Annotated in this window: 27 protein-coding genes and 1 riboswitch; of the genes, 22 read left to right on the top strand and 5 right to left on the bottom strand. The window is 56.2% G+C overall.

Annotation, left to right across the window (positions count from 1 at the left end):
• Nucleotides 1–13: 13 nt before the first annotated feature.
• The 5 genes from F1379_RS17425 (at nucleotide 14) to F1379_RS17405 (ending at nucleotide 4,914) form a co-directional block, all read left to right on the top strand.
• Nucleotides 14–205, top strand: a complete 192-nt coding sequence (locus tag F1379_RS17425; protein ID WP_150272103.1) for a hypothetical protein — start codon at nucleotides 14–16, stop codon at nucleotides 203–205.
• A gap of 151 nt (nucleotides 206–356) precedes the next feature.
• Nucleotides 357–1,289, top strand: a complete 933-nt coding sequence (locus F1379_RS17420) for an ArsR/SmtB family transcription factor (RefSeq protein WP_150272101.1) — start codon at nucleotides 357–359, stop codon at nucleotides 1,287–1,289.
• 179 nt (nucleotides 1,290–1,468) lie between these two features.
• A complete protein-coding gene (locus F1379_RS17415) occupies nucleotides 1,469–3,232 on the top strand; it encodes a glycoside hydrolase family 2 protein (RefSeq protein WP_150272263.1) in 1,764 nt (587 codons plus the stop codon).
• 209 nt (nucleotides 3,233–3,441) lie between these two features.
• Entirely contained in the window at nucleotides 3,442–3,660 is a 219-nt protein-coding gene (locus tag F1379_RS17410) for a hypothetical protein (RefSeq protein ID WP_150272099.1), read from the top strand.
• A gap of 534 nt (nucleotides 3,661–4,194) precedes the next feature.
• Nucleotides 4,195–4,388: riboswitch (cyclic di-AMP (ydaO/yuaA leader) on the top strand.
• A 109-nt stretch (nucleotides 4,389–4,497) separates the two neighbouring features.
• On the top strand, nucleotides 4,498–4,914 hold the full coding sequence (locus F1379_RS17405) for a response regulator (protein ID WP_150272096.1): 417 nt from the start codon (nucleotides 4,498–4,500) through the stop codon (nucleotides 4,912–4,914).
• A gap of 120 nt (nucleotides 4,915–5,034) precedes the next feature.
• Here the strand turns inward: F1379_RS17405 and F1379_RS17400 are convergent, their stop codons facing one another.
• Nucleotides 5,035–5,280, bottom strand: a complete 246-nt coding sequence (locus F1379_RS17400) for a glutaredoxin family protein (RefSeq protein ID WP_150272094.1) — start codon at nucleotides 5,278–5,280, stop codon at nucleotides 5,035–5,037.
• Nucleotides 5,277–5,603, bottom strand: a complete 327-nt coding sequence (ytxJ, locus tag F1379_RS17395) for a bacillithiol system redox-active protein YtxJ (RefSeq protein ID WP_150272092.1) — start codon at nucleotides 5,601–5,603, stop codon at nucleotides 5,277–5,279. Before ytxJ ends, F1379_RS17400 begins: the two co-directional genes overlap by 4 nt.
• A gap of 218 nt (nucleotides 5,604–5,821) precedes the next feature.
• On the opposite strand from ytxJ, the gene F1379_RS17390 reads away from it, so the two are divergent.
• The 6 genes from F1379_RS17390 (at nucleotide 5,822) to F1379_RS17365 (ending at nucleotide 11,756) form a co-directional block, all read left to right on the top strand.
• Complete coding sequence (locus F1379_RS17390) at nucleotides 5,822–6,544, top strand: SDR family NAD(P)-dependent oxidoreductase (protein ID WP_150272090.1); 723 nt, start codon at nucleotides 5,822–5,824, stop codon at nucleotides 6,542–6,544.
• Nucleotides 6,545–6,694: 150 nt separating this feature from the next.
• Complete coding sequence (locus F1379_RS17385; RefSeq protein WP_150272088.1) at nucleotides 6,695–8,452, top strand: spore germination protein; 1,758 nt, start codon at nucleotides 6,695–6,697, stop codon at nucleotides 8,450–8,452.
• Nucleotides 8,453–8,508: 56 nt separating this feature from the next.
• Nucleotides 8,509–9,600, top strand: a complete 1,092-nt coding sequence (locus tag F1379_RS17380) for a GerAB/ArcD/ProY family transporter (RefSeq protein WP_150272085.1) — start codon at nucleotides 8,509–8,511, stop codon at nucleotides 9,598–9,600.
• Nucleotides 9,597–10,796: a Ger(x)C family spore germination protein gene (locus F1379_RS17375; protein WP_150272083.1), complete on the top strand. Its 1,200-nt coding sequence runs from the start codon at nucleotides 9,597–9,599 to the stop codon at nucleotides 10,794–10,796. Before F1379_RS17380 ends, F1379_RS17375 begins: the two co-directional genes overlap by 4 nt.
• A 113-nt stretch (nucleotides 10,797–10,909) precedes the next feature.
• Nucleotides 10,910–11,311 (top strand): MerR family transcriptional regulator, encoded by a 402-nt coding sequence (locus F1379_RS17370; RefSeq protein ID WP_150272081.1) that lies wholly within the window; start codon nucleotides 10,910–10,912, stop codon nucleotides 11,309–11,311.
• Between the two features lie 121 nt (nucleotides 11,312–11,432).
• On the top strand, nucleotides 11,433–11,756 hold the full coding sequence (locus F1379_RS17365) for a thioredoxin family protein (RefSeq protein ID WP_150272261.1): 324 nt from the start codon (nucleotides 11,433–11,435) through the stop codon (nucleotides 11,754–11,756).
• A 103-nt stretch (nucleotides 11,757–11,859) separates the two neighbouring features.
• Here the strand turns inward: F1379_RS17365 and F1379_RS17360 are convergent, their stop codons facing one another.
• Nucleotides 11,860–12,771 (bottom strand): CHAD domain-containing protein, encoded by a 912-nt coding sequence (locus F1379_RS17360; RefSeq protein ID WP_150272079.1) that lies wholly within the window; start codon nucleotides 12,769–12,771, stop codon nucleotides 11,860–11,862.
• 373 nt (nucleotides 12,772–13,144) lie between these two features.
• Here F1379_RS17360 and F1379_RS17355 point away from each other — a divergent pair, with 373 nt between their 5' ends.
• The gene (locus F1379_RS17355; RefSeq protein WP_162551197.1) at nucleotides 13,145–14,242 is read left to right on the top strand and encodes a lipoate--protein ligase family protein; all 1,098 of its coding nucleotides are present in this window, start codon (nucleotides 13,145–13,147) and stop codon (nucleotides 14,240–14,242) included.
• A gap of 172 nt (nucleotides 14,243–14,414) precedes the next feature.
• On the opposite strand, the gene F1379_RS17350 is transcribed toward F1379_RS17355, so the two are convergent.
• Entirely contained in the window at nucleotides 14,415–15,194 is a 780-nt protein-coding gene (locus F1379_RS17350) for a carbon-nitrogen family hydrolase (protein ID WP_150272075.1), read from the bottom strand.
• Between the two features lie 231 nt (nucleotides 15,195–15,425).
• On the opposite strand from F1379_RS17350, the gene F1379_RS17345 reads away from it, so the two are divergent.
• The 6 genes from F1379_RS17345 (at nucleotide 15,426) to F1379_RS17320 (ending at nucleotide 20,272) form a co-directional block, all read left to right on the top strand.
• Entirely contained in the window at nucleotides 15,426–16,061 is a 636-nt protein-coding gene (locus tag F1379_RS17345; protein ID WP_150272073.1) for a nitroreductase family protein, read from the top strand.
• Nucleotides 16,062–16,124: 63 nt separating this feature from the next.
• Nucleotides 16,125–16,427, top strand: coding sequence for a putative quinol monooxygenase (locus F1379_RS17340; RefSeq protein WP_150272071.1), 303 nt, complete (start codon nucleotides 16,125–16,127; stop codon nucleotides 16,425–16,427).
• Between the two features lie 175 nt (nucleotides 16,428–16,602).
• Complete coding sequence (locus tag F1379_RS17335; RefSeq protein WP_150272069.1) at nucleotides 16,603–16,983, top strand: hypothetical protein; 381 nt, start codon at nucleotides 16,603–16,605, stop codon at nucleotides 16,981–16,983.
• Between the two features lie 114 nt (nucleotides 16,984–17,097).
• Complete coding sequence (locus F1379_RS17330) at nucleotides 17,098–17,424, top strand: ArsR/SmtB family transcription factor (protein ID WP_150272067.1); 327 nt, start codon at nucleotides 17,098–17,100, stop codon at nucleotides 17,422–17,424.
• A 190-nt stretch (nucleotides 17,425–17,614) separates the two neighbouring features.
• Nucleotides 17,615–19,390 (top strand): SulP family inorganic anion transporter, encoded by a 1,776-nt coding sequence (locus tag F1379_RS17325; RefSeq protein WP_150272065.1) that lies wholly within the window; start codon nucleotides 17,615–17,617, stop codon nucleotides 19,388–19,390.
• A gap of 162 nt (nucleotides 19,391–19,552) precedes the next feature.
• Nucleotides 19,553–20,272 carry a DUF1361 domain-containing protein gene (locus F1379_RS17320; RefSeq protein ID WP_150272063.1) on the top strand — a complete coding sequence of 240 codons (720 nt, stop codon included), beginning with the start codon at nucleotides 19,553–19,555 and terminating at the stop codon, nucleotides 20,270–20,272.
• On the opposite strand, the gene F1379_RS17315 is transcribed toward F1379_RS17320, so the two are convergent.
• Nucleotides 20,230–20,565, bottom strand: a complete 336-nt coding sequence (locus F1379_RS17315; protein ID WP_150272061.1) for an MGMT family protein — start codon at nucleotides 20,563–20,565, stop codon at nucleotides 20,230–20,232. The genes F1379_RS17320 and F1379_RS17315 overlap by 43 nt on opposite strands.
• Before the next feature lie 264 nt (nucleotides 20,566–20,829).
• Between F1379_RS17315 and F1379_RS17310 the strand changes: the two genes are divergently transcribed.
• From F1379_RS17310 to F1379_RS17295, 4 genes are read left to right on the top strand one after another with little or no spacing between them, the layout of a single operon-like run.
• Nucleotides 20,830–22,374, top strand: a complete 1,545-nt coding sequence (locus tag F1379_RS17310) for a spore germination protein (protein WP_203457123.1) — start codon at nucleotides 20,830–20,832, stop codon at nucleotides 22,372–22,374.
• Nucleotides 22,371–23,528 carry a Ger(x)C family spore germination protein gene (locus tag F1379_RS17305; protein ID WP_162551196.1) on the top strand — a complete coding sequence of 386 codons (1,158 nt, stop codon included), beginning with the start codon at nucleotides 22,371–22,373 and terminating at the stop codon, nucleotides 23,526–23,528. Before F1379_RS17310 ends, F1379_RS17305 begins: the two co-directional genes overlap by 4 nt.
• A gap of 2 nt (nucleotides 23,529–23,530) precedes the next feature.
• A complete protein-coding gene (locus tag F1379_RS17300; RefSeq protein ID WP_150272057.1) occupies nucleotides 23,531–23,734 on the top strand; it encodes a hypothetical protein in 204 nt (67 codons plus the stop codon).
• A 25-nt stretch (nucleotides 23,735–23,759) separates the two neighbouring features.
• Nucleotides 23,760–24,863 carry a GerAB/ArcD/ProY family transporter gene (locus F1379_RS17295; protein WP_162551195.1) on the top strand — a complete coding sequence of 368 codons (1,104 nt, stop codon included), beginning with the start codon at nucleotides 23,760–23,762 and terminating at the stop codon, nucleotides 24,861–24,863.
• Nucleotides 24,864–24,887 lie beyond the last annotated feature (24 nt).

The raw sequence follows: 24,887 nt of genomic DNA, 5'->3' as shown, positions 1-24,887 counted from the left end.
TGGGGGTCTTCTCATGGATAAGAAGCAACAGCAATCGGTAGCATTACTTGCTATGAGCTCGTTATTATTGCTGACGACAAGCGCAATATCGGGTGGCGGCTCCGATCTGCGGGATTTCTTTCAGGGTATGCTGACCGGGATGGGCATCGTCAGTTCACTCCTCACGATCATTGCTTTCGCTAAGTACCGTAAGAGTCGCGTGTAAGGTATATACCTTGCGCCAGATATGGACCGGCGAGCCGATAAATCGGCTTGCCGGTTTTTTGTTGAGAAGCAAACCAATATTCTTGATATAAATGCACTCTCTCAGGTAAGATGGTTGTACTTAACAAGGTAGCCGGGAGGATACGAGCCTTATGCTGGAGTTGGGATTACATGATGCGGACAAGCTGGTGGCGGTGGCGCATGCTCTGTCTACCCGTGCACGCGTTGATATGCTGCGTCTGCTTGCCGGGCAGAAGATGAATGTGGTGGAGATGGCCGAAGCGCTGCAGCTTCCGGTCTCCACCGTGGCCAACAATGTCAAGGTGCTGGAGGCGGCGGGGCTCATTCATACGGAGCTGGTTCCGGCAACACGCGGGGCGATGAAGGTGTGCAGCCGCAAGGCCGATGATATTCACATCGCTCTGGATATGGCGGGAAGCGTTCCGGTTCAGGGGCTGAAGCTCTATGAAATAGAAATGCCTGTAGGCCATTACAGCGATTGTGAGGTTCAGCCGACCTGCGGCATGGCAAGCGAGGATGGGATGATTATCCGGGAGGATGAACCGTCCAGCTTCTATCATCCGAAGCATATCGGAGCACAGATCATCTGGCTGCGCGAGGGATATCTCGAATATTTGCTGCCGCTGGAGGTGCCTGCGGGGGCAGCGATAGCTTCGCTGGAGCTGTCTATGGAGCTGTGCGCCGAAGCGCCGGGCTACAATAACAGCTGGCCGTCCGACATCACCCTCTGGGTGAACGGTGTGGAGGCCGGCACCTGGACCAGCCCCGGGGATTTCGGCGACCGGCGCGGCCGGCTGAACCCTCCCTGGTGGCCGGACGGGCTAACGCAATACGGGCAGCTGGTCACCTGGCGCATTGACCGGCACGGGACGGCGCTTGACCTGGAAAGGGTCTCCGGAGTGACCCTCGATCATCTGCAGCTCTCGCTGCGCCCCAGCATCCGGGTGCGGATCGGAGTGAAGCCGGATGCGGCGCATCAGGGCGGGATCAACCTGTTTGGCACCCGGTTTGGCGATTACAATCAGGATATTAAGGCCCGGATTTATTATTCGGAGCCAGAATAGAAGCAGGAAGAAGACCTTTAGTTACAATTTTATTGTAACTAAAGGTCTTTTTTAGAGCGATTAGGGAGATATCTCATGAAAACGTTGACAAAAAAGATTACCGGCACTAATATGAGGTTGTTATATACAATAAAACTGTATTAAAACAACAATAATAAGGAGAAGGCTGGGTGAGGTCCGTGAGTCTGGCAAGTTACCGGAAGGAGTACCCTAGACCGCAGTTCGTCCGTGAAGCTTGGCATAATTTAAACGGCGAATGGGATTTTCGCTTTGACGACAAGAATACAGGCGAATACGAGCAGTGGTACAGCAAACTGGAAGGGGCTCGGAAGATTCGGGTTCCGTTCGTATACGAGACTGCGGCGAGCGGCATCGGAGAGACCGGATTCCATTCGCATGTATGGTATCAGCGGATATTTACAGTTCCGGCGGAGCAGGCGGGCAAGCAGGTTATTCTGCATTTTCAGGCCGTTGATTATGTCGCCAAGGTGTGGGTCAACGGCCAGTTTGTCGGCTGCCACGAGGGAGGGTATACGGCTTTTTCTTTTGACATCACCCGTTATTTGACTGCTGGGGACGGTGCGGAGAACCGCCTCGTCGTTAAGGCGGAGGACAGCTTTGATTCTACGCAGCCAAGGGGCAAGCAGCGCTGGAAGGGCGAAAGCTTCGGCTGCTGGTATGTGCAGACCACAGGAATCTGGCAAAGTGTGTGGCTGGAGTTCGTTCATTCCCGGCATCTGGAGGCGGTCAAAATCACGCCCGATCTCGATACCCGCTCGGTGCGGTTCGACTATTGCGTCGGTGGGGACCTGGCCGGGCAGCAACTGTACCTGACAGCAAGTGTCACCTTGGATGGTGCATTGATCAAGGAATCCCGCATACTGGTGGACCGCTCCAGCCTGTCGGCCAGCGTCGATCTGCTCAGCGATACGCAGGAGTGGAAGGTGGCGTCCTGGAGTCCGGAGCATCCGAAGCTCTACGAGGTGGCTTTTACACTCGGGGACGGGGAAACGGTGCTGGATGAGGTGCAATCCTACTTTGGGCTCCGCAAGATTTCCATCCAGAAAGGCAAAGTGCTGCTGAACAATACTCCCATCTACCAGCGCCTCATCCTTGACCAAGGCTATTGGCCGGAGACTCATCTGACCCCGCCGTCCGAGGAGGCCATCCTGGCGGATATTGATTATATTCTGGCGATGGGCTATAACGGCGTACGCAAGCATCAGAAGATTGAAGATCCGCGCTTCCTGTACTGGTGCGACGTCAAAGGCGTGCTGGTGTGGTCGGAGATGGCGGCCACCTATGAATTCAATGACCTGGCGGTGGACCGCTTCACCCGGGAATGGCTGGATATCGTGCGGCAGCAGTATAATCATCCTTCCATCATTACCTGGGTTCCCTTTAATGAATCCTGGGGGATTCCGGCTGTATTCGTCGACCGCAGGCAGCAGCAGTTTACCGAAGCGATCTATCATTTGACCAAAGCAATCGATCCCTGCCGGCCGGTCATTGTGAATGACGGCTGGGAGCATACTGTGTCGGATATCATCACGCTGCATGATTATGAGGAGAGCGGTGCCGAATTTCTGAAACGGTATGCCGACAAGGATGCGATTACAGGCAATGAAATCTCCCATATGAACTGGAAGTACGCCATGGCGCAGGGCTATGCTTACCGGGGACAACCGGTAATGATCAGCGAGTTCGGCGGCATCGCCTTCAAGTCGGAGGAGGGCTGGGGGTACGGCGAGCAGGTAGGCTCGGAGGAAGCGTTCCTCACGCGGTTCCGGAGCATTACGGAGGCGATCAAAGCTACGCCCTATATTTGCGGGTACTGTTATACGCAGGTCAGCGATGTGCAGCAAGAAGTGAACGGACTGTTAACGGAGGACCGGCAGCCGAAGCTGCCGCTGGAACGGATTAAGGCGATTAACCTGGAATGAATATGGCGAGAAGGGCTGTCTGGAAGCAGGCAGTGCAGGAAGGCTTGTCCCGCAGGGGATGAGCCTTTTTAGTATGAGTGAGCGTATGATGGACTCCACGAAAAATCCGAATCACCGTCGGGCAAGTCTGCTACAGGAGGGCATTAGTGCGTCAAATTGGCGAAGACGGCGGGAATAGTGTACCTTATAGTAACTAAGGAGTGATGAAGTTGAAAGGCAATAAACCAACAACGCTATGGGCAAGAACACCTCTGCAGGTGCTCGGTTCCATTCTATTAATTATTCTCAGCAGTCTGATCCGGCCGGGAGGCTCTTCCATGCTGGGCGCGCTGCAGACCCTGCTCCTCGGCCTGGGGATCCTGGGCTGCTGCATGGCCGTCTGGCGGTTCGCCAAAGGTGGCGGCGGGAAACGCAAGGGCGATCAATAACTGCAGGGTCCGGGGAATCCAGAGCAGACCTGGAAATCCGCTTATTTCGCAAAATCAGCATAGCCCACGCGAGGCTTACATTTGAGTATGACGGTTTAGCGATCTATAGAGGGAAACCTTGTTCTTTATAAAGTCGGATTTTCCGAAGGTGATTAAATTTACCACTGTCCATGTGATGAGCAAGGGAAAGTAATAACCTACTTCATGGTTTTCAATGATGGGTTGATTATAATTCATAGCAGCACCTTCTTTTGGATAATTTAGTTAAATTATAGCAGAATGCAGTATTTAAAAACAGCTCCCCGGCACCGGGCCACCGAAAGCTCCTGGAGGGAACCACGCAGCGAATCAGGATAAGTGTGCCCCGCTATACAATAGTTACAAAATGCGAGATATAAAGCGGAAATCAATGATTGACGCCTAAGTAAGCGTTATCTAATGCTAATTTGCCGGACTTTGCCCGTAATACTGGCAGGATGCCGGTTTACAAGTTCAGCCGCCGAGAGTATGATACATCTGTTTATAAGTGAACCGAATAGATATCCGCTTAATTTCCGTTATGGAAAGCGGGGGAACCAACAATCGGCGGCCTGGTGAAGGCAGCAAGAAGCCGGTTATGGGGTGAATCCTGCTCCAGGTGTGAGAGAATCTCGCGCCGGAGGCAGGTAGGGCGACTCTCACCGCCCGAATCCGACAGCTAACCTCGTAAGCGTATGTAGAGAGGATGAGCGCAATGTGACCGCGTATTTGGAGCCACAGAGGGAATCCTTTGTGGCTTTTTGCTGTGCTTTTTAGAGCGGATATGGAGTATGGCAGGATACGGGAGGGGAAGCGGCAATGACGGATCAGAGAGAATATGTACTGGTATGTGCTCCGACCAAAGCGGGGGAGCAATTTATTAAGATATTAAAATTCAGAGGCTACAAAGTAGCCGGGCTGGCCAACTGCCGGACGCAGCTGGCGCGTCTCGAAGAACTGGGCGTGGAAGCGAGCCTGCTGATTGATACGCATCATGAGAAGTCCTGGTGCAGGCCGGAGTTTGCCATTAGCCGGGTGTACCTTTTCGAGAACAGCGTTGCATTGTGCAGCCGCTATGTGCGGATGTGCCGTTCCTGGACGGACCGGCCGATTGTCGTCATTACGACGTCGCCGCATCCGCGGCATGTCTATAAGGGTCTGGGAGCAGATCATGTGATCTATTCCTACAGCGGCAATGTCTCCTTCCTGGCGGACCGGACGGCATTGCAGGGCTAGAGGTATTCCCGCAGGGTCCCGCAAAAAAAACGGCGATATCGTCCTTGTCAGGACGGCATCGCCGTTGCTTCTTACACCAGCACAGAACGCTGGTAATTGATCCATAGTGATTGCCGCGGATTACTCTGCCGTTGTTGAAGCGAAGAGAGACTGGAGCCGGGGCAGATCGAACCCCTTTACGGCCTGCCCGCCGACGACGGTGACAGGGATGCCCATGAAGCCGAGCTTCTCCACTTCCTCCTGATAGGCCGCGCTCGCCATTACATCCCTGACTTCATAAGCGATTCCCTGTCCGGAGAGCCACTGCTTCACTTGATTGCAGTCAGCGCAGCCCGCCGTGGAGTAGACAATAACGTTCGGGCTCATTTGCTTACCGCTTCCTTGATAGCATCCCGGGTGATTTTCCAGTGGGAGGTATTCCAGCGGACTTCGCCGTCTTCCAGCAGGAAGATTTGCGGGGATTCATGCTTGATGCCGAAATCCTCGGCAATCCGGTTGGAAACCGGGCGGTCCTCAATGACGTGCACAATGGCTGCAGGCGTATCGGAGCTCTGGGCATAAGCCTGGAATTCCTCATGCGCCTTGGCGCTGATCGGGCAGGTGGTGCTGTGCTTGAACAGCAGCTTTTTGCCGGGTCCCTGTACATACTGCTGGAGTTCGTCGAGACTGTGGAGTTGTTGGATCGACATAGAAGATTCCCCTTCCTAAGTTAAGATGGCTTCGAACGAAGCTGTGCAAGTCTGATTGTAACATAGTTCAAAATTAAAACAAAAGCAGGCTCCGGGCGGCTTACCCGGAAAAATTACAGTCCTGTAAGGGACATTGTATTAAGCAGCTTCCCGTGCTAATGTGAGAAGGATTCAGCAAAATATGGCATTTGGACAGGGCCGAGGGGATGTGTCGAACTGTGAAAAGAGTGGCCTGTGTTACCGGCGCCGACCGCGGGCTCGGATTGAGCCTGACGGGCTGGCTGCTTGAGAACAGATATACGGTATTTGCCGGTCAGTATATGAAGGAAGAGGAATCGCTTCTTCGGCTGCAGGAGCAGTATCCGGACCGTCTGTATCTGATTCCGCTGGATATCGGCGACGGAACCAGTGTGAAGGAGGCTGCCCGAAGCATTGCCGGCCATACCGGTCATCTGGACCTCATTATCAACAATGCCGGAATTATTCACAATGCTGACGAAGCTACCATTCTGGTGGATATGGACGATGAGGCGATGCTGCAGCTGTACAACGTGAACGCGCTCGGCACGCTCAGGGTCAGCAATGCGCTGATGGGCCTGCTGCTGCAGGGCAAATCCAAGCTGGTCGTTAACATCTCCTCCGAAGCCGGCAGCATCGGGCGGAACAAACGGATCAATATGTATGGCTACTGTATGTCCAAGGCGGCGCTGAATATGCAGTCCTCGCTGCTGCATAACCACCTGAAGAAGCTGGGCGGCCAGGTGATGATCTTCCATCCCGGCTGGCTGCAATCCTATATGCACGGGGAAAAGAATATGCAGGCCACTGTTCCGCCAGAGGAATCGGCCCGCAAAATTATGGCCATCATCCAGGAGCACCGGCAGTACGCCGGTGATGAACCGGCGTATCTCGATCTGAATGGCAATGCCTGGCCCTGGTAGCACAATAAGAGGTCATTATAACTTATGAGGATAAATCCGACTGCGGTATTCGGCGCAGCCGGATTTTTTTGTGGGAAATTTGGCAGTAAATGCATGATTCACCCGGGCCCGGCCAAAATAAGGACACGGATAGGGAAAGGGGCGGGCCGGATGTGGAACAGCATTATTAAATGGTTACCCGGTTGGGGCGAGCTGCTGCAAAGCTTGATGATCCTCGCCATTCCGTTAGGATTGACGCGGATGATGCTATGGATAAGGGCGCAGGAGGGGAAGGCCAGCACCCGCGGCCAGCGGGCGGAAGGGAAGAAGGGCGGAGGCGTCCCCAGTTCAGAGGATACTGCAGAAGCTGCGCAGAGCAGCATTGCGGCGTCCGACAAGAAAAAGTCGGGAGCCGAGGCATCAGCCGGCGGGGAGGAGACGGGGCCGCCGCTGCGATACAGCGGATGTCTGGAGGAGGATGTCGCGAAGTTTAGGGCCGCCTGCGCCGATATGTCCGATGTCAATGTAAGGCGGCTGCAAATCGGCAGCCTGCGCATTCCGGCTGCATTGTTCTTTGTGGACGGGCTAACGGATAAAGAGGGGATGGATATCAATATTCTGAAGCCCCTGATGAATGCGGTACTGGCCTTTGAAGGTATATCTGCGCTCCCGCCGCCGGAAGAGCTGAAAGTCATTGTAACCCAGAGAATTCTCCAGGTGTCCGAAATCGAATATACCAATGAGGTTATGCAATCTCTTAAAAAGGTGTTGTTCGGCTCCGCGGTGCTGCTGGTGGAGGGGATGTCCGAGGTATTCGTGCTGGGAACATCCAAGGGTAACACCAGAGCGGTGGAGGAGCCGATCTCCGAGGCACTGCTCCGCGGCCCGCGCGTCGGGTTCAACGAGACGCTGAGCGACAACACGGCGCTCTTGCGCCGCCACGGCCAGCATACGGGGCTGGTCATGCGCTCCTTTACCGTCGGTGAACGCATCGAGAAAGAAATGATATTGACCTATATCAAGGGGATTGCCAATGAGGAGCTGATCGAGGAAATTGTCCGGAGAATTCATACAATCAATATTGATGACGTACAGGAATCAGGCTTCATTGAACAGCTGCTGGAGGATAACTATCTGAGTCCGTTTCAACAGATTCAAAGTACTGAGCGTCCGGACAGGGTGATGGCAGCGCTGCTGGAGGGGCGGGCGGCACTGCTGCTTGACGGTACTCCGTTCGCGCTGATTATGCCGGTTACCTTCGGGATGCTTCTGCAGTCACCGGAGGATTATTATGACCGCTGGTTCTCGGGGTCGCTGCTGCGCATACTCCGGTTTGGCGCGGCGACGATCTCGCTCTTCGCTCCGGCGCTGTACATTTCCTTTCTGTCGTTTCATCCCGGCCTGATCCCTACGAAGCTGGCAATTTCCATCATCAGCTCCCGCCAGGGCGTTCCTTTTCCGACGCTCGTCGAAGCGCTCATTATGGAGGTGGCGATTGAAATACTGCGCGAGGCCGGCCTGAGGCTGCCCAAGCCGATAGGACCGGCGATGGGGATCGTCGGAGGCCTGATTATCGGGCAAGCCGCGGTAGAGGCGGGGATTGTCAGTCCGATTCTGGTCATCGTAGTGGCGCTGACCGCCATATCCTCCTTCTCTGTGCCCATGTACAGCGCGGGAATCACGCTGCGGCTGCTGCGGTTTGTGGCTATGTTTTTTGCAGCCTTCTTCGGCCTCTACGGCATTGTGCTGTTCTTCCTGCTGCTCAGCAGCCATCTGATCAATCTGAAGAGCTTCGGAGTTCCCTATTTAAGCATGATTACACCTTACCGGATGAGCGATTTGCGTGACTTTGTAATCCGTATTCCGCTGCAATTAATGAAACGGCGGCCAACCATGCTGCAGCCTCAGGACAAAATCCGCAAGCGGTAGCCCTGAGAAGAGTGATAGGACAAGCGGTAACTTCAAATGACAGGGAGGGAAGAGACATGGCAAGTAAAACGCAGGACAGGATTACGACAAGCCAGGCGGTATTTATTCTGGTCAATTACGTTCTTGTCGCCAGCGTGTTCACCCTGCCGAGGGTGGCCGCCCAAAAGGCAGGTACGCCGGATATCTGGCTTTCTATCATCTGCGGGGGATTGCTCTTCACAATTCCGGCATTTCTGATCGCCTGCCTGTGCCGGAAATTTCCCGGCGAGACTTTTTTTCAGTTCGCGCCTAAAATCATGGGCAAGCCGCTGGCACTGGCTGCAGGCACGCTGGTGTGTCTCTACTTTGTCTGCTATGCGGCCTTTGAGCTGCGTTCGGTACAGGAGGTTACGGTATTCTTTCTGCTCGAAGGAACGCCCACTTGGGCGGTCGCGGCGCTGTTTCTGTGGGTTGCGCTGTATTTGTGCAGAGGGGGCATCAATGCCCTGTCGCGGATGTGCCGGCTGATTACTCCTCTTGCCTGGACAATCTTCTTCGGCGTATGTCTCCTGAGCCTGAAGGTATTTGATCTGGACAATCTCCGGCCCGTTCTTAGTGAGGGCATCGCACCGGTGCTCAGGGGGATCGGCGCGACACCGCTCAGCTTCACATCAGGAGAGGCGCTATTGTTCCTGGTCGCTTTTATGGATAAGCCGAAGCAGGCCGGGCGGGTGGCAGTGCTGGGAACAATTATTACCATTCCCTTCTATGTTACGTCAGCTGTTCTGACAATAGGCGCGTTTTCCGTGGAAGGGGTGGTGACGCGCACCTGGCCTTTTATTGATTTGATCCGCAGCTTTGAGGTAGCTTTTCTGTTCGAACGCTTCGAGTCGCTGCTTCTGGCAATCTGGACGATGCAGATTTTCTCTACCTTTTGCATCGCGCTGTACGGGGCGGCGCTGGGCTTCTCGCAAATGACCGGGCTGAAGCTGAACCACTGTCTGTTCGCTCTGCTGCCTCTCGTCTATCTGATTACGGAAGCCCCGCGAACTATCAATAATGTGTTTGCATTCGGGCATTTCATTGGGGATTGGGCCGTGCTCATGTTCGGCGGATTGTCGCTGCCGCTGCTGTTCCTGGCTGCCTTCAGAAGGAGGAAAAAGGCATGAAGGGGCGCTTCGTCCAGGCTGTCGCCGCCGTACTACTGACACTGCTCCTGGCCGGCTGCTGGAGCAGTGCGCCGATTGAGGATGTGAACATGGAGGTGGGGGTCGCGCTGGATGCGGCGGAGGAAACTCCGATCGAGGAGAAGTTTGCCGCGGGCGGCGGTGATTATACCAAACGCAGCAAGCTCTCCTGCACCTACCAGTTTATCGTGCCGCAAGGCTCGGTCGGCTCCAAGAAGGAGGGGGCTGCGTCGCGGAATTACTACAATATGACCGAATCCGGAGATTCCGTCTTCGAATCGGTACGTGAATTGGCCCTGCGTACCAACCGTCCGCCGATTGGCCACCATCTGAAGGTGATTATCATCGGCGAGAAGCTGGCACGCAGCGTCCAGCTGTCTGAGCTGATCGACTTCTTCAGCCGTGACAACGACATCCGTCCCAGCGTGCTGATTCTGGTCAGCAAAGGGGAGGCCAAGGATGTGCTGAACAATGCGCTGCCGGGTCAGACGCCTGCTTTCGTTATGGAAGGGCTGTTCGCCAACCGTAACCGGAATCTGCGGATCTGGGAGCCGCTGTCGATCGCCAAGGCAGTCGGGCCTCTCCATGGACGGACGAGCTTCCTGGTACAGAATGTGATCGCAGCGGAGAATGAAATGAAATTCGCCGGAGCCGGAGTCATCAAGGGAGAGACGGGAATGCTGGCCGGGTTCCTGGATGAAAGTGAATTGGAGGGGGTCATCTGGTTGACAGGCCAGGACCGGGGCGGCGTGCTCAAGACTTATGAAGCGGAGGGCGGCGGCAGGCTGATTACCTATGAGGTCAAATCGATCAACAGCGTCATTGAATCAAGGGTAGTGGGCGATGAGATTTCTTTCCATGTCCGCATTAAGAGTACCGGAAGATACGCGGAGACCTTCGATACGGACGGGGAACCGCTGAACAGCTCATTTATGAAGCAGGACGAGCAAAGTCTGCAGAAGCAGGTGGAGGCCAAGGTCAAGGCGGCGCTGGCGGCACTGCAGCAGAAGCTGCAGGCCGATGCCGCCGGCTTCGGCAAAAGCCTGCAGATCCAGCATCCGGAGGTATGGCGCAAGGTAAAGGATCATTGGGATGTGGTATTCAGCAGGGTGCCGGTCACTGTAGAGGTCACGCTGACTATTGAGGAGTACGGCGCTTCCGGTACAAGCAGCGAGTAACATGCCAATCTTGCTACGTTGCTACGGGCTGACAAAAGACTTGACCCTGACACTGGTGTCAGGGTTTATACTGGGTTCAGAGACCAATTCTCATGAACCCCGGGGAGATTGCCATGACAATAGGTGAGCTTGCAGCGAAGACCGGCGTCAGTGTCCGGTCGCTGCGTTATTACGAGCGTCAGGGTCTTATTGTGCCGCTCCGGCGCGCCAACGGCTACCGTGAATATTCGCCGCTGGCGGTCGAGACGGTGGAGACCATCAAGCTGTATTTGAATCTGGGCCTGACGACAGAGGAGATTGCCGGGTTCCTGCATTGCGTGCTCAAGAATAAGGAGGCCTTCTGTGCAGAGGTGATGCCGCTGTACAAAAGCAAGCTGGCGCAAATTGAGCGGCAGATTCAGGAGCTGAGCCAGCTGGGGGAGAACCTTCGGCAGCGGATGCAGGCCATCCAGCAGGAGCAGGGGGAGATCCCGCAGCAGCGGGAAGTACCGGAGCAACGGATTGAATCGGAGTAACGAGTAGAACGGAAGAACGGAAGAACGGAAGAACAATGACGAAGACTCCGGAAAGCCGAGAGATGTTACAAAAGGTTATTGCGGAAGTCATGATATGAAGGAGGAGAGGCATGTGGCTATTATGAATGCGGAGCAAGTGGACGCACTGCGGATACAGGTGCGCAACGGAGGGACGGTTCTGGTGGATTATGGCGCCCCGTGGTGCCCGCCCTGCCGGTCGCTGCTGCCCATCCTGGAAGAGCTGGGGGAAGAGTACGGCGACAATGTAACGATAATCAAAGTGAACTGTGACGAATGGCCGGAGCTGGCGGCCGAGGCCGGTGTCATGAGCATGCCGACAGTGATGATCTACAGCGGAGGACAGCCAGTGGAGAAGCTGGTGGGCCTGCGGCCGAAGTCGGCTTATCAGGGCGTACTGAACAAGTACACCGCTGCGGCCCGATAATATGAGAAACAGGCAGGGGTACGGGCTATCCCTGCCTGTCTGTTATTTATGATTGCATCTGTGAAGTTTCGGCCTGATTGACTGAATGGAGCGTATAGCCGGTTCAGGAACGGGCCACGATCTGTGTGCTGTCCGCTACAGGGACAACCTCGTTGTTGTGCAAGGCTTCCTGAACCTCCTGCCGCAGGCTTTCGGTGAAGGCATTCCATGTCTTCTTGCCGACATCCAGCTCCTCGCGGCCGATGGCCTGCAGGGTTTCCAGCCAGACCCGCTTATCGTTGATTTCGCCAAGCTGGTCCTGGATGTGCTTGTAGATGCTCTCATGGGCATGGAATTTCTGGTCAAGTGCAAAATCTGCGGCACTGGCCGTGTAGCGCAGCTCCTTGGCGGCGATCCGCAGCTCATGCAGTGCTTCAAAGGCTTCGGCCGGATCGGTCTGCGGGTTCTTGAACAATGCCTTACAGCGCTTCTTCTTCTGCTCGAAAGCGACCTCCAGCTCACGCATGATTACATTAGGGTCGCGCTGGGCCACAAGGGCTGGGAGCTGCCTCGTCATGAAGCTCCGCCACAATTTGTCCAGCCGCTCCCCGGTCAGCTCCGGAAGCTCGGCCGCGAGCCTGCTGCGGAATTTCTTCCGTCTTCCCTTTTGATGCCGGACCACGGCCTTCAGCAGCTGCGCGGTTTTGTCCGCGCCTTCGGCCTTGGCCTTTTTGCGTCTTTTACGGAATGAGCCGATAAGCACATCGGCATCCCGGACTTTGCCGAGCCGCTTTTGCGCGGTCTTGAAGCTTGCGTACAAGTCTCCGGCGGCGGTATGCCCCGGATCAAGAATGGACAACAGAGTCAGCAGCTTGCGGCTGTTGACTCTGGCCTGGTGGACGGCCTCATCGTCAAACTTCTGCAGCGACTCCTGGCTGTAGGTGCAGAAATCATCATAATGCTTGCTCAGCGCATCCTCCCATTGCCTGATGTGCTTGCCGGGCTGCCGGTCACGGGCCGGTGTCTGGACTGTCATGCATCTTCACTCCTCACAAGGCTGTTGTATACATGAACCTTTGCGCGCTACTTGGCGGCAATTTTGCAGCTTTCCTGCTTCAAGGATAACGGTATCCGGTTGCTAGTTCAAATGCTTCGTTTACAGACAAGGTTACATGGGAATGAGGGATAAGGTACAATAGTGCTGCATGGCGGTTCGGATGAGAAAATAGCGTTGCCCGAAGGTCCTCCCACACAGGTAGAGATATGGGCAACTATAACCTATGTACCCGGATTACGCATGAATGATTCCAGGTTAAAAGGGCGCTAACGCGATATGAGCGTTTTATAGAATACTAATCGATTACAGATGACAGAGAGGGCAGTCCTGCGGGACTGCAGGTGGATGGATGATGAGCGATGAGCTTTTCGGCGGCGGGGAGCAGACGCAAAGTGCGCTGCCTCCGGTAATGGGACTGTTTGAGCATCTTGTACATACCGGACGGGAGTTCGGGCAGGCGGCGGATGTGAAGGTCTCTGAGAATAGAGGAGAGGGAGCTTACGGCGAAGAAGCCGAGGCGGAGAGTGGTCATGCGGAGCCCGTGGGAGTTCCCGGAGAAAGGGAATTGAAATCCAGCGGTGAAGTGGCTGTGGAAAATGTGCAGGCGGGATTCCCGGGAGTTTCCGGAGAAGCGGAAGTGAAATCCTGCGGTGAGGATACGGCGGGTGACATGCTCCTGCCCTTTGCTTATGAGGAGACGTTATGCCGTGATGTCGGAAGCGGCCTGCTTCCGGCAGCGCTCCATCTGTGGAGCCATCCCGGCGGCGTAGCGCTGGGCCTGCGGGACAGCCGGCTGCCGGGCGCAGCGGCGGCTATGACGGACCTTGAGCGGCAGGGCATCCGCACGGCGGTCCGCCACTCCGGCGGCGCAGCGGTGCCGCTGGATGCCGGAATCGTCAATGTGTCACTGATTCTGCCGAAGCCTGCCGGCAAGCTGGACTTCCATGACGATTTCCGGCTGCTGGCCGTGCTGATCCGCGATGCCGTCGCAGTAAGCCATCCGCAGGCGGCTGCGCTAATCCGCGCAGGGGAAGTCGCCGGGTCCTACTGTCCCGGCGACTTCGATCTCGCTGTGGGCGGCCGCAAATTTTGCGGCATTGCCCAGCGGCGGCAGCAAGGCGCGTACTTCGTGCACGCGTTTGTGGTGGTCTCCGGCTCCGGCCGGGAACGCGGCGAACTCATCCGCGCGTTCTACGAGGCCGCCGCCGGAGGCGATGACGCGCTGGATTACCCGCGCGTCCGCCCGGACACGATCGCCGCGCTGGGCGAGCTCGGCGGCCCCGACTCGGCGGAGCTCTTCGCCGAGGGCATCCGTCAGGCCGCCGTGCGCCGCGGCGTCCGGCTGCTGCCCGCCGCGCAGCTGCGGCGGGAGCAGGGCTACGCGCTGCGCTACGGCGACGCGCGCGTGCTGGAGGCGGCGCGGGTGCTGCGCGAGCGCTACGCCCGTTGAGGGGCGCGGCGCCGTGCTGTGCCGTGCCAGAGGCTGGCCTGCCGGAACGAAAAATAGGCGCAGCGGAGTCCGTCAGCAGCAGAGGAAAATAAACCTCCAGCCCCCGTGCAGCAGCTAATTTTTACACTATAACGCCCGGAAGCTGGCTTGCCATGGAAGCGGAGTATACCGCCTAGCGGTACAGCTCCGGACGGCGGTCGGCGAATACAGGGATTTGCGAACGCACATTGCGGACCATCTGCAAATCGATGGTGCCGCTGAGCAGCTCCTCGGGCTCGCCTGCTTCGCAGACAATCTCACCCCAGGGGTCAATAATCATTGAGTGTCCGGCAAAACGGTTGGCCGGGTCCGACCCGGAGCGGTTGCAGGCTACTACATAACACTGGTTCTCGATGGCCCGGCTGATCAGCAGGGCGCGCCAGTGGGAGAGGCGCGGCAGCGGCCACTGTGCGCTGACGAAGAGCACCTCCGCGCCTTGTGCGGTATGCACACGGACCCATTCCGGGAAGCGGATGTCGTAACAGATCAGTCCGGCACAAGGAATGTTGTCCAAGGTGAAGAGCCCCTTGGATTCGCCGGGCTGCAGATACAGGTGCTCATTCATCAGCCGGAACAGGTGAAGCTTGCTGTATTCGCCCGCCGGCAAGCCGTGGCGGTTAAAGACATACATGCTGTTGGTGATTCCGGAAGCCCTTCGGCTGGCTACTGATCCGGCGACAATGTTGACGCCGTATTCCCGGGCAAGCGCGGCGATGAAGGCTTTGACACTCCGCCCCTCCGGATCGGCAATCTCCTCCAGATTCGTCAGGTCATAGCCCGTCGTCCACAGCTCGGGCAGAAGCAGGCAGTCCGGCTGTGCGGCGGCGGCCCGGCGGATGGCCCGTTCCGCCGCCGCATAATTCGCCATAGGATTGCCGAAAGCTATATCAAGCTGAAGCAGAGTGATTTTCATGGAGCAGCCTCCCTTAGCGTCAAATATGTTAGAGTTAAGATGGATTAAAATAATAGTTGACGGGTCAAGTATATCGGTGTAAAGTGGGTCTTGTCAAAAACATTTTACACAATTTAATTTATGATAACGAGTATGCTGCTGTTTTTCTTACTGCATCGCTAAGTTCAGATGAAACACCAGGGCAGCAGCTGTTCGGGTCACACTAATCTAACATAAAGGAGTTCATGAGTCATGACGAATCTTTCCAACAATGATTTCAGCGCCGTAATTTCCGGCCGCCGCTCCATCCGTAAATATGATGCGTCCGTCAAGATCAGCAAGGAAGAAATGACGCAGATTCTTACCGAGGCGACTCTTGCACCGTCCTCTGTCAATATGCAGCCTTGGCGGTTTCTGGTGATTGAGAGTCCGGAGGGCAAAGCCAAGCTGGCGCCGCTCGCCAAGTTCAATCAGACGCAAGTGGAAACCTCGGCCGCCGTCATCGCCGTATTCGGCGATCTGGACAGCTTCTCTTATGCGGAAACCATCTACGGTTTGGCTGTAGAAGCCGGTAAAATGCCGCAGGAAGTGAAGGAGGCACAGCTTGGCCGCCTTTCCGGCTACTATGCAAATCTGCCGGCAGACGTGAATAAGGACACCGTGCTGATTGATGCCGGTCTCGTCTCCATGCAGCTGATGCTGGCGGCCCGTGCGCACGGTTACGATACCAATCCGATCGGCGGCTACGAGAAGGACCGCATTGCCGAAGCATTCGGCATGGACAAGGACCGTTATCTGCCGGTAATGCTGATCTCAATCGGCAAAGCGGCGGAAGAAGGCTATGCTTCGGTCCGCCTGCCTATCGAAACGATCGCTGAGTGGAAGTAATCACCGCTGTCGCAGCTTATCAGACCATTACCTCAAATTAAACCCGTATAAGGAGGATTTACCATGTTTATTATTCATGCCGTTATGCACGTCAATCCAGACCGCGAGGAACAGTTCCTGGCTGAAGCCAACTCGCTGATCGCCGCCACCCATCAGGAGGAGGGCAACCTTTCCTATGAGCTGTACAAGCAGGCTTCGGGCGACGCCGGTACCGTGTACATCATGGTAGAAACCTGGCGCGACGCTGAAGCGATGGCCTTCCATAATGCCAGTCCGCATTTCACCGGCTTTGCCGGCAAGGCGTCTGAGTTCCTGACCGCACCGCTCGATGTTAAGGTATTCAGCGGTGAACCGGTACAGCAATAAGGGCAGGGCATACCGCGTTGATATATTTAATCGTAACAGTCCGGCCAAGGGATATTCGTTGGCCGGACTGTTTTTTTATTGGAGAAGAAGCGCACACTGTTTCTGTCAGGCCCCTTGTTGCCGAAACGCCCGGAAAAGATGATAATAAGGCAACAAGCGGAAATGGGGCGATGTAATGAATATTGAGGTGCTGGAGCGCGGCATGCGGCATAATGAAATTTACTTTCGTTCAGCACTCGGCGAGGGAAGAGGGATCTGGCACGGCGGTGCGGCCTGTGAACCGGGAGCCGTGCTGGAAGTGGAATTTGAGGTGCCGGGCCTGCTGATGCGCTGGATCGATATTGTGCCTGCGGGCCGCTCTGAACCTGCAATCGCTCTTGACGGCGGGAGCGTGATTCTGACGGGGGTGCTGGAGAGTATTGAGGAGGATGGAGCCGGGTATTTGCGGCTGGGTGACGGGCTGGTCATGTTCGAGTGTCTGGGCGAGCCGATGGCGCTTGGCGGCTATGTGGAGCTGCGGACGGGCGGGCTTCAGCTGTACCCTGTTCATCTGTAGGCGCCTGCTGAGCCGGGCTGCATGAAGAGTCCGGTCCCAAGGCGTGGCAAGCTGCGGCAAAATAAGCTAAGATTAAGAAAGATTGAAGTACAGCGGTAAGGAGCAGGAATCCGAATGAACAGCGATATTCAGCAATTTAAATCGGAGTTCTTCAAAGCGCTGGCTCATCCGATGCGGATCCGCATCCTGGAGCTGCTCAGCGAAGGCGAGAAGAACGTGAACGAGCTGCAGGCTATTCTGGGCTCGGAAGGCTCAGCGGTCTCCCAGCAGCTGGCCGTACTCCGGGCGAAAAATGTGGTGGCCAGTGTAAAGGAAGGGACGACAGTCATTTATTCACTGCGCGACCCGCTGATTAAGGATCTGCTGGCGGTGGCCAAGCAAATCTTCGATAATCACCTCGTGAACGCCATTTCACTCCTGGAAGGCATACGCAGCGAATAACTCCGGGCAACCGCCCGGGGCTTTTTTTTGCAGATGGCAATTATAAGTGTTTGAATCGTTCAGGAGGGAAGCCGGCGCGTTGCCTGGAGCGGAGTTTACGGGATTTGCCGTTGACATCTGCTGCCGGTTGCCCTAATATTGCTGTTATATTCAAATAATCAGATATTTAGAGAAAAGAAGGTTTGAGTGGATGAAGGGGCAGGGCCGTTTTGCAGGTTACAATTTGGCATCTCTGCGTAAGGATTTGCTTTCGGGTACGATTGTCGGTGTAGTCGCCATTCCATTGGGGATGGCTTTTGCCATTGCTTCAGGGGTGAAGCCGGAGTACGGTATTTATACGACCATTGTGGCGGGTATTCTGATTTCGCTGCTTGGGGGCTCGAAGTTTCAGATCGGGGGGCCGACGGGAGCCTTCATTCCGATCCTCTTTGCCATCGGCATGCAATATGGCCTGGAGAACCTGCTGATTGCCGGGATGATGGCCGGAGTGATCCTCGTGCTTATGGGGCTGCTCCGGCTGGGCGTGCTGATCCAGTTTATCCCGAAGCCGGTAACCATCGGCTTCACTTCTGGCATCGCCGTCATTATATTTACCGGACAGATCGGCAACTTTCTGGGTCTTGAAGGCATGGAGCGGCATGAATATTTTGTGGATAATATGAAGGAGATCGGAGCCCGCCTGTCTACGGTCAACCCATATGCGATCATCACGGCCGGGATCTGTCTGGCGGTTATTCTCCTGGGCAAGCGCTACGCCCCGAAGGTGCCCGGCTCGCTGGTCGGCCTGGTGCTGGCGAGCGTAATTGCGGCGCTGCTCTTCAAGGACGGGGTCACCACGATTGGCTCGGCATATGGAGATATTCCCAGCACGCTGCCGAGCTTCCGGATGCCCGGGATCACCTGGGAGAAGCTGGGGTCCCTGCTGCGTCCGGCGTTTGTGATCGCCATGCTGGGGGCGATTGAATCGCTGCTCTCGGCGGTGGTTGCCGACGGCATGGCAGGCACGCGCCATAACAGCAACCGCGAGCTGATCGGCCAGGGCATCGCGAACATTGCCGCGCCGCTCTTCGGCGGCATCCCGGCGACCGGGGCAATCGCCCGCACCGCCACCAATATCCGCAGCGGGGCTGCCTCCCCGATGTCAGGCATCATCCACGGCGTGGTGGTGCTGCTGATTCTGCTGCTGTGTGCCCCTTATGCCTCAAGCATTCCGCTCGCCGCCATGGCGCCGATTCTGATGGTCGTGGCCTGGAATATGAGCGAGCGCAAGGAGTTCCTCCATCTGCTCAAGCTGAAGACAGGCGATTCGCTGGTCCTGTTCATCACCTTTGTGCTGACCGTCTTTGCCGACTTGACCGTAGCGGTGGAAGCGGGCCTGATCCTGGCGGTAGTGCTCTTCATCAAGCGGATGGGCCAGAGCCATCTGGTGTCCAAGGTGCTGCCCGATCCGGCCTCTGTGAAGGTTCTGCCGCATATGGTCTCGGATAATCACGATTGCCCCCAGGTAGCCATCTACGATGTGGAGGGGCCGCTGTTCTTCGGCGCGGCTTACCGCTTCGCCGACACGATGCCTTCCTCCGGCCCGGATCAGGCCAAGACCGTTCTGCTCCGCATGGGCAAGGTTCCCCTGATCGACACGACAGGGGAAGCCAACCTGGCCGGACTGGTCAAAGGGCTGCAGGAGAACGGCGGCCGCTTGTTCATCTCGGGCCTTCAGCCGCAGCCGCTGGAGCTGCTGAAGCGCACCGGTCTCTACGACAGAATCGGTGCGGAGCAGTTCTTTGACCGGACGGGAGATGCGATTCAGGCGGCGCTCGGCAGCGTGAATGTCAGCCGTTGCCGCGGCTGCCGGCATGCGGCCTTCCGGGAGTGCGCGGCATTCTCCGCAAAGACCGAGCCGGCCGGCCGCGGTGCATTTGCGGGCAGAGCGTCCGCAGCGCCGCGCAAGCTGGGCGGCGAGGCTTGAAGCCTGCAGCGGTGAAGTGTTTCGCCGCAGGCAGCCGTCTTTAAGGATTATCAAACAGCCCGGGTGCATCCTGCAGCCCGGGCTGTTATAGTTATAGGGGGCCGTAAATCCATATTTTTACGGATGCGGCCAAGCGCTTATGAAGAGGAGAGACTTACGCCGATGAAAGAACTGAATTACGGCAGAGTATTTGTGCTGCTGGCCGGATTGTCCGTTGCCACATTTGCGGTATACCGGGTGGTGGCAGCAAGAACCGACAACTACTATGACTTCCTGCTCTGGAATCTCTTTCTGGCCTGGGTGCCGTTTCTGTTCTCCATGGCCGCCCATGAACTGGATAAACGCAAGGCACTGGGTCTGCTTGTGCTGCCGCTGGGAATCGGGTGGCTGCTGTTTTTTCCCAATGCGCCTTACCTGATGACCGATCTGCTGCACCTGACCATCCGCAAGAACATTTATATCGTTAACGGAGAAGTGCAAAGCCGCTTCTGGTACGATCTCATGGTGCTGCTGCTCTTCACGTGGAGCGGCTGGCTGACGGGCTTCTTCTCCCTGTATCAGTTCCAGAACGTAATCAGCCGCAAGCGGGGACTGCTGCTCTCCTGGATCTTCGTGCTGGCTGCCTGTGCGCTCGGCGGATATGGCGTCCTGCTCGGCCGGGTCTACCGTCTGAACAGCTGGGATGTGCTGACGAACCGCGAGCAGCTGATCAGATTGGTCGAAGAAAGCCTTAACAGGCAGTCCCTGTACTTCAGCCTGTTCATTGCCGTCGTGCTGCTGGTTATTTACGCCACCCTGTACTTCCTGATGAACGGCGCTTCAAGCGGCGGTTCACGGGCCTATTCCGGCGGCAGAGGTTCTTCCGGCCGCTCCGGGCGGTAAAGATACCGCTCCAGGTCAATAGCCCCCTGGCTGTCGAACTCCACACCTTCGCCTAGGAGATACAGCCTCTGCAGAGTGGCGGCTTCGTCCTCCGCAAGAGCAATCCGCCCCTGGGCGTTTACGACCCGGTGCCACGGCAGCCTGTGCTTGCGGCTCATCGCATGGAGCACGCGGACAACCTGCCGGGCTCCCCGCGGACTGCCGGCGGCGCGGGCGATGCTGCCGTAGGTCATCACTCTCCCTTCGGGGATGGAGCGGATGACGTCGATAACCTTCGCTGTGAATGGTGTCATAGTAACTCCTTCTACTCAGGAATAATTGCATTATATATAAGTTGGACAAAGAACAACACACAAAGTCCGAACTTTATCGAAGTCCATTTCAATTCTTATCTGACAAAAGCTTAAGAGTAACATTGCAGGCCGTCCGCGCAGGGCGGCTTGTTTGTATTGGCCTGTCCTGCAAAATATCTGAATCCGCATGGTGGAATTTGGCGAATAGGAGTGAGAGAGGCGGGGGATAATCAGAGCAAACGACTTGTAAGGGAGGTGAGTGCTGTGAAGAATCCGGATGCTGCGGATAGCCAATCAAAAACTGCCGACGAGACCTCTTCCCTGCCGCTCAGCGCCTCGCTGGAAGAGACGGCGGCCCGGTTTCGCAGGATCTTCAATAACGATGGTACCCTGCGGATACGGGTCATTGAGAATACCCTCGATTCCCGGATTCGCTGCGCGCTGATTTATGTGGACGGCATGACGGACCGTGAGCTGATTCAGAACGGGATTACGCAGCCGGTCATGCAGTTTGATTTCGCGTTGGAGGACAGCTTCGAGCCGGCGGAGCTGATGGAGCGGATCCGCAAGCAGGTGATCCATATCAGCGATATCACCGTTTCCGCGCAATTCGATGAGATGATCGACGCTGTGGTAGGCGGAATGACGGTATTTATTCTGGATGGCTATGCCGGTGCGCTGAGCATCAATGCCCAGGGCTGGGAGACGCGGAGCATAGAAGAGCCGGCTACCGAAAAAGCGGTCCGCGGCCCGCGCGAAGGCTTCAACGAGTCGCTGCTCACCAATCTCACCCTGATCCGCCGGCGGGTGCTGAATCCGGACCTGAAATTTGTCTTCAGCGTAATCGGCTCACGCAGCAGGACGCAGGTCTGTATTTGCTATATGGAAAGCCTGGCTTCTCCGGACATTCTCCGGGAACTCCAGGACCGTCTGGCCAAGGTGGAGATTGACCATGTACTGGATACCGGCTATCTCGCCGAGCTGATCCGGGATGAGCCGTACTCGCCTTTTGAGATGATCGGAAGCACGGAACGTCCCGACGCGCTGGTCTCCAAGCTGATGGAGGGACGGGTAGCTCTGTTGATTGAGGGAAGCCCGTTCGCCCTGACGGTGCCTTATGTGTTCGTGGAGAATTTTCAGGCGAGCGAGGACTATTATATCAACTACACGTTTGCTACGTTTAACCGTCTGCTGCGCGTTCTGGGAGCGTTTCTGTCCATCTCGATCCCCGCTGCCTATGTGGCGCTGGTGACCTACAGCCAGGAGATGGTGCCGACCCTGCTGCTGCTCAGCATCGCAAGCGCACGGCTGTCGGTGCCGTTCCCGACCGTCATCGAAGCGATTCTCATGCTGACGATCTTCGAAATTCTGCGCGAAGCCGGCGCACGGATTCCCAACTCCATCGGCCAGGCGGTCAGCATTGTCGGAGCGCTGGTGCTGGGGCAGGCAGCCGTGGATGCGCGCATCGTCAGTGCGCCGATGGTCATTGTCGTCGGACTGACCGGGATTACCACCCTGCTGAACCCGCGCCTTAGCGGACCGCTGATTGTGGTGAGGGCCGCGCTGCTGGTATGCGCCTTTTTTCTCGGCATCTACGGCTATTTCTTCGGCCTGCTCGGCCTGGTCATCCACCTGATGAGCCTGCGCTCCTTCGGCGTGTCCTATATGCTGGGTGTGGGCTCGATTCGCCCCCAGGATATCAAGGATACGGCCATTCGCGCTCCTTGGTGGGACATGTATCTGCGCCCCGCATTCATCGGGGCCCGCAATATGCGGCGCAAGCCGGCCGGGAAGCGGGGGAAACGGTGAGAGTAGCCGCCCGGAAATCGTTAGCTCTGTCCTTAGCCCTTATCCTGCTTCTGCTCCTGCCCGGCTGCTGGAATTATACCGAGGTGGATGACATGTCGATCGTCGCCGGCGTAGCACTCGATAAGGCCAAGGATGGAAAGCTGCAGCTTACTGCGGAGATGGTCGATATCCAGAACGGGCTTGAACAGCAGAGCCAGGCAGGGTTCAAGATGATCAGTCTCTCCGGGAACACCATCTTTGACATCGCGCGGAATATGATTTCAATGACCGGCAAAAAGCTGTTCTGGAGCCATGCCAAATCGATTATCTTCAGCGAAGAGCTGGCCCGTGAAGGCCTGATCCCGTATATCGACTGGTACAGCAGGGACACCGAGACCCGCTCCGACGTATTTATCTTCGTATCCGAGGAGAAGAACGCCCGTGATGTATTGAACCTGAACAGCACCACGGAGTCGGTTATGTCTTTTGAACTGGCTCAACTGATGCGCGATGAGAAGTTTGTGGCCGGCGCGCCGGTAGTGGAGATCTGGGACTTCATCGACAAGCTGGAAGTGTCGGGCCAAAGCGCGGTGGCGCCGCTGATCCATGTCCATGAGCTGAATGGGCACAAAAATGAGCGTGTTGAAGGAACCGCCGTTTTTGATAAAGACAAGATGGTCGGAAAGCTGGACGGCAAAGAAAGCAAGGCCATGCTGTTCGTCAAGAACAAAATCAGCGAAGGCGTGCTGGAAGTGGAGGACCGCACAGGCAAGCCGGCCTATTCGCTCGAAATTCTCTCCAGCCGTACCGAGGTCAGGCCAGTCCTCAGGGAAGGGGATATCACTATTCATCTCAGTACCGTTACAAAGACGGGACTCGATGAAGTGATGAATACGGGGGGGATGACGCAGCATGAAAGCCTGAAGGACATTGAGAAGCGGGCTGGCGAGAAGCTGCGGCAGGACATGCTGTCGGTCATTCATAAGGTGCAGCGTGAATATCATGCCGATATCTTCGGATTCGGTGCTGCGGTACACCGGAAGATGCCGAAGCAATGGAAGCAGATAAGAGAGCACTGGAGCGATATTTTTACGGATCTGGAGGTAACGGTGGATGCAAAGGTCATCATCGAAAGCACCGCCAAAACCTCACGGGCACTCAAGCTGGGGGATTAAGCATGGTTATCTACACTGTACTGCTGTATGCCGTCGTTGCGCTTCTGGACCCCTATGGACTGCTGAAACGCGGGAAAAAGCGGGATTTCTTCGTCTGCGCCGCGCTCTATCTGATTTCCTTTTCACTGGCATTTGCCCTGGCGATGCAATGGGATATTCCGAGCCCTTCACCGCCGATTGTTCATTTCGTTAAGCAATTGCTGTAGCACTCGCCGCAAAGGAGGAGACAGTTTGGGCAAGGAGGTGATTCCGGCGGGGCAGTCCGCCACTATAGCGATTCTCTTCATTATCGGGACGTCCCTGTTTATGGGAGTGGCGGGCCAGTCAGGCAACAGCAGCTGGATTTCGATTATTATTGCGGTTGTACTGGCGGTTCCGCTGATGCTTGTGTATGCGAGACTTCACACCCTTTTTCCGGGAAAAGGGCTTTACGATATGCTGCTCTCCATCTTTGGCGGCGTATTCGGCAGACTGGCCTGTTGTCTCTATATCTGGTATTCTCTTCATTTGGGCTGCATGGTGCTGCGGAATTTCGGAGAATTCAGCAAGACGGTTGCGCTGACCTCCACTCCGATGCTGGCCCCCATGCTGATTATCGGGCTGCTCTGTGTCTGGGTAGTGAATGCAGGCATTGAGGTGCTGGGCCGAAGCGCCAAATTTCTGCTGCTGTTCTGCATCGCGGTTACCTTTTTGGTACAGATCCTCTCGGTTCCCAAATACGACTATCACCACATGCTGCCGCTGCTGGAGAGAGGCTGGGGTGCAGTATGGACTGATGTGATCGGGACCTTCACTTTTCCGTTCGCCGAGATCGTCATTATGACAGGGGCCTTCGGCGCCTTTCCGAACAAAGGCTCCGCCAGACGCGTGCTGCTCAGCAGCCTGCTCATCGCCGGGGTAATCATCATTGCGGTGTCGCTGCGCAATCTGCTGGTGCTGGGGCCGGATATTGTATCCAGCCTCTATTTCCCCTCCTATGTGGCTGTAGGCCGGATTAACATCGGCGATTTTCTGACGCGGATTGAAGGCTCCTCGGCGATTGTATTTGTAACCGCGCTGTTCGTTAAAGTAAGCCTGTGCCTGTATGTGGCAAGCTGCGGTGTAGCGAAGGTGTTCAAGCTGGAGAGCTACCGTTCAGTGGTGCTGCAGCTTGGGCTCATTATGGTCTATATGGCGGAGTTCATCTACAGGGATATTACGGAGATGCAGTATTTCGGATATCATATCTATAAAATATACGCCCTTCCGTTCCAGGTCATCCTGCCGGCGGTGCTGTGGATCAGTGCGGAGATTGTGGCCGCCCGGAAGCGGAAGCGGACTGCCGCAGAGGGTTAATAGCGCTTGTGTGTATCTGCGGAG

It is taken from the genome of Paenibacillus tepidiphilus (assembly GCF_008635795.1).
Classification (GTDB): domain Bacteria; phylum Bacillota; class Bacilli; order Paenibacillales; family Paenibacillaceae; genus Paenibacillus_AQ; species Paenibacillus_AQ tepidiphilus.
This window is presented reverse-complemented; position numbering and strand designations above follow the sequence as displayed.

Excerpts from the sequence above, each read along its gene's own strand:
- F1379_RS17420 (WP_150272101.1), top strand. The coding sequence starts at position 357 with ATGCTGGAGTTGGGATTACATGATGCGGACAAGCTGGTGGCGGTGGCG.
- F1379_RS17355 (WP_162551197.1), top strand. The coding sequence starts at position 13,145 with ATGAGCGATGAGCTTTTCGGCGGCGGGGAGCAGACGCAAAGTGCGCTG.
- ytxJ (WP_150272092.1), bottom strand. The coding sequence starts at position 5,603 with ATGTCGATCCAACAACTCCACAGTCTCGACGAACTCCAGCAGTATGTA.
- F1379_RS17315 (WP_150272061.1), bottom strand. The coding sequence starts at position 20,565 with ATGACACCATTCACAGCGAAGGTTATCGACGTCATCCGCTCCATCCCC.
- F1379_RS17300 (WP_150272057.1), top strand. The coding sequence starts at position 23,531 with ATGGTTATCTACACTGTACTGCTGTATGCCGTCGTTGCGCTTCTGGAC.
- F1379_RS17320 (WP_150272063.1), top strand. The coding sequence starts at position 19,553 with ATGAAAGAACTGAATTACGGCAGAGTATTTGTGCTGCTGGCCGGATTG.
- F1379_RS17325 (WP_150272065.1), top strand. The coding sequence starts at position 17,615 with ATGAAGGGGCAGGGCCGTTTTGCAGGTTACAATTTGGCATCTCTGCGT.
- F1379_RS17345 (WP_150272073.1), top strand. The coding sequence starts at position 15,426 with ATGACGAATCTTTCCAACAATGATTTCAGCGCCGTAATTTCCGGCCGC.
- F1379_RS17405 (WP_150272096.1), top strand. The coding sequence starts at position 4,498 with ATGACGGATCAGAGAGAATATGTACTGGTATGTGCTCCGACCAAAGCG.
- F1379_RS17335 (WP_150272069.1), top strand. The coding sequence starts at position 16,603 with ATGAATATTGAGGTGCTGGAGCGCGGCATGCGGCATAATGAAATTTAC.
- F1379_RS17425 (WP_150272103.1), top strand. The coding sequence starts at position 14 with ATGGATAAGAAGCAACAGCAATCGGTAGCATTACTTGCTATGAGCTCG.
- F1379_RS17380 (WP_150272085.1), top strand. The coding sequence starts at position 8,509 with ATGGCAAGTAAAACGCAGGACAGGATTACGACAAGCCAGGCGGTATTT.
- F1379_RS17365 (WP_150272261.1), top strand. The coding sequence starts at position 11,433 with ATGAATGCGGAGCAAGTGGACGCACTGCGGATACAGGTGCGCAACGGA.
- F1379_RS17340 (WP_150272071.1), top strand. The coding sequence starts at position 16,125 with ATGTTTATTATTCATGCCGTTATGCACGTCAATCCAGACCGCGAGGAA.
- F1379_RS17385 (WP_150272088.1), top strand. The coding sequence starts at position 6,695 with ATGTGGAACAGCATTATTAAATGGTTACCCGGTTGGGGCGAGCTGCTG.
- F1379_RS17350 (WP_150272075.1), bottom strand. The coding sequence starts at position 15,194 with ATGAAAATCACTCTGCTTCAGCTTGATATAGCTTTCGGCAATCCTATG.
- F1379_RS17375 (WP_150272083.1), top strand. The coding sequence starts at position 9,597 with ATGAAGGGGCGCTTCGTCCAGGCTGTCGCCGCCGTACTACTGACACTG.
- F1379_RS17400 (WP_150272094.1), bottom strand. The coding sequence starts at position 5,280 with ATGAGCCCGAACGTTATTGTCTACTCCACGGCGGGCTGCGCTGACTGC.
- F1379_RS17330 (WP_150272067.1), top strand. The coding sequence starts at position 17,098 with ATGAACAGCGATATTCAGCAATTTAAATCGGAGTTCTTCAAAGCGCTG.
- F1379_RS17370 (WP_150272081.1), top strand. The coding sequence starts at position 10,910 with ATGACAATAGGTGAGCTTGCAGCGAAGACCGGCGTCAGTGTCCGGTCG.
- F1379_RS17360 (WP_150272079.1), bottom strand. The coding sequence starts at position 12,771 with ATGACAGTCCAGACACCGGCCCGTGACCGGCAGCCCGGCAAGCACATC.